The sequence below is a fragment of the Stenotrophomonas sp. PS02300 genome, from assembly GCF_029959395.1.
Classification (GTDB): Bacteria; Pseudomonadota; Gammaproteobacteria; order Xanthomonadales; family Xanthomonadaceae; genus Stenotrophomonas; species Stenotrophomonas maltophilia_AD.
The window spans coordinates 1-2,890 of the sequence record NZ_JASCOP010000220.1 but is presented as its reverse complement, the minus strand read 5'-3'; the positions used below and the strand labels follow the sequence as shown (position 1 = coordinate 2,890).

At 68.3% G+C, this 2,890-nt stretch carries 3 protein-coding genes; all 3 read right to left on the bottom strand.

The annotated features are described in order from the left end of the window. Positions 1 to 349 precede the first annotated feature (349 nt). Positions 350 to 1,087, bottom strand: a complete 738-nt coding sequence (locus QMX79_RS20460) for a copper homeostasis protein CutC (protein ID WP_282248414.1) — start codon at positions 1,085 to 1,087, stop codon at positions 350 to 352. Between the two features lie 2 nt (positions 1,088 to 1,089). Then, positions 1,090 to 2,088, bottom strand: coding sequence for a N(4)-(beta-N-acetylglucosaminyl)-L-asparaginase (locus tag QMX79_RS20455; protein ID WP_282248413.1), 999 nt, complete (start codon positions 2,086 to 2,088; stop codon positions 1,090 to 1,092). A gap of 23 nt (positions 2,089 to 2,111) precedes the next feature. Then, positions 2,112 to 2,890: glucokinase (locus tag QMX79_RS20450; RefSeq protein WP_282248411.1), on the bottom strand; the 779-nt coding region annotated here is incomplete at its 5' end.

Here is a 2,890-nt window from a genome sequence, read left to right as displayed (position 1 = left end):
GTGTGGGGGTACGGGGGGCGCCGTGAACCCTTCCATGGGGGCTCTTACCAAACATCCATGTTTGGTAAAGCCCCCGTACCCCCACACCCGCCGACCCTCTGACAGTGTGTTGGTGGCCAAGGGGAAGGCAACGGCAAGCGCGTAGAGCCACGCCCTGCGTGGTTGCTTTTCCCAACCGCGCACGCAATCCGTCGGGGAGGCAGGCGGGCAGCCCCTGGAGGGACTGTCAAAAACATGGATGTTTTTGCCAAGCCTACAAGGACGTACTTGCGGCGTGTCCCGTAAGGGGCTGCCCGACTGCCTCCCTGCTCGTAGCACCAGAGACGCTGCCGTTGCAGTTGCCGTTGCCTTACGAGACGAGCCCGTCAAATGCAGCGCGCAACGCGGCCACAGTCGCGGCATCCGTCTGCGTCCAGTCGTTGTCCAGGCCACGCAGGTCGGCGTTGCGATAACGCATGCCCGAGGCGCGGACCGCCTTGGCCGATGCATGCAGTTCGCGGCACCCGGTCGCTGCGGCGATGCTGGCGATGTTGCCCGGCCCGATACCCGCGCCCGCCATCACCGACAGGCGATCGCCTGCCTGCGCGACCAGCCTGGCCAGCATGTTGCTGCCCGCTTCCGCGCTGGCCTTGCCACCGGAGCTCAGCACCCGCTGGCAGCCCAGTGCGATAACCTGCTCCAACGCCGCCGGCAGGTCGCGTGCGGCGTCGAAGGCGCGGTGGAAGGTGATGCCGATGGGGCCGGCGGCCGCGATCAGCTCGCGGCACAGCGTGGAGTCAATGTCGCCGTCCGCGTCCAGCGCGCCGATCACCACGCCGTCGCAACCCAGCTGCCGGCACTGCGCGATGTCACGCAGCATGATGTCGGTTTCCAGTGCGTCGTAGCGAAAGTCACCCGGGCGCGGGCGGATGAGCACGAACAGCGGAATCCGCAAGCGGTCCCTCGCCACCGCGATGCTGCCGTGGGAGGGCGTGGTGCCGCCCTCGGCCAGGTTGTCGAAGAGCTCGATGCGGTCGGCACCGCCCTGCTGCGCCGCCAGGGCCGATGCAACGGAGTTGGAGGCGATCTCGAGGGTGCGCCGCTGCATGCTCAGGTCTGCTCGCTGGTGTACACAGAGGCCGAATCGCGCAGGTCGTCCTGGCGGTCCTTGTCGCATACCGCATAGACGAAACCGCGATGCAGCGCGTAGGCGCCGACCTCGCCATTGCGGTCCAGGGCCAGGAAACAGACCTGCAGCGTCTTGCTGGCTTCGGGGCGCTTGCGTACCACCCGCGCGATGGCCTCACGGCAGGCCTCGGCCGGCGAGCGGCCCTGGCGCATCAGTTCCACCACCAGGAACGACGCCGCGTTGCGGATCATTTCCTCGCCCACGCCCGATGCGGTTGCCGCGCCTACCTCGTTGTCCACGTACAGGCCGGCACCGATGATCGGGCTGTCACCTACCCGCCCATGCAGCTTCCACGCCATGCCGCTGGTGGTGCAGGCGCCGGCCAGTTGGCCCTGCGTGTCCATGGCGAGGATACCCAGCGTGTCATGGTTGCTGCTGTCGCCCGGCCGCGTGCGCCGTTCGGCGTTGATCTCGGGGGTGTACTGCGCGGTCTTCAACCACTCGCGCCAGGCCTTTTCGGCCGCCGGCGTGAGCAGTTTTTCGCGCTTGAAGCCCTGCTGCACCGCGAACTGCTGGGCGCCCTCCCCCACCAGCATCACGTGCGGGGTCTGCTCCATTACTTTGCGGGCAACCGATACCGGGTGCAGGATCTCGCTCAACGCCGCCACCGAACCACAGCGGCCGTCGCCGGCCATGATGCTGGCATCCAGGCTCAGCACGCCGTCGCGGTCCGGGTTGCCGCAGCGCCCCACCGTGGGATTGCACAGCTCGCTTTCCGCCCAGCGCGCCCCGGTTTCCACCGCGTCCAGCGCACTGCCGCCGGTGGACAATACCTTCCACGCGGCCTGGTTGGCCCCTACGCCGAAATCCCAGGTGGAGACCACGCGCGCGCGTCCGCTGGCCTGGGCTTGCACGCGGGGAAATGCCATGACACCTGCGGCCAATGCACCGGCCTGGAGGAATTGCCTGCGATCAGTCACTCGTTGCTCTCCCTACGCCATGCTCATGCGGCCGCGCAGCGGTGTTCGGCATGCCAGACGGCTGCGCCGACCACGCCGAGTTCGCCGTGCTCTACCCGCCATACCGGCACCTGCTCCAGCACCCGGCGCATCACGCCCTTGGCCAGGAAACGGGTGCGGAAGTGGCCATTGTCCAGGAAGCGCGCCACGTGGCTGGAGATGCCGCCGGTCAGGTACACCGAGCGCGCCCCGAAGGTCACCGCCAGGTCACCGGCCAGGCTGCCCAGCCAGCCGCAGAACACTTCCATCGTCTCCACCGCCAGCGCGTCTTCGCCCGCATGCGCGGCGGCGATCAACGCTTCCGGGGTGGTCCACTGTGGTTCCACCCCGCGAATGCCGCACAGGCACGGGTACAGGTTCATCAGGCCGCTGCCGGACAGGATGCGCTCGTTGTCCACGTGCTCCCAGCGTTCCAGCATCTGCTGCAGCACCTGCAGTTCCAGCGCGTTGCCCGCGCCGAGCGCGGCATGCCCGGCCTCGCTGGCAAGCACGGCGCGTGCGCCGGCTTCGAAACGCAAGGCGCCGCCCAAACCCGTGCCCGGGCCCAGCACCAAGGCCGGCCAGCGGCTGCCGTCGGCCGGTTCGCCATTCAATGCCACCAGGGTTTCCGGTGCCACGTGAGGAATCGCATAGGCAACGGCTTCGAAATCGTTGATCAGGTCCAGCGTGGCGAGCCCGGCATCGCGGCGGGTGGCCGCCACGGAGACCGGCCACGGCAGGTTGGTGTTGACCAGGTGGTCGCCTTCCAGCAACCCGGCAATGG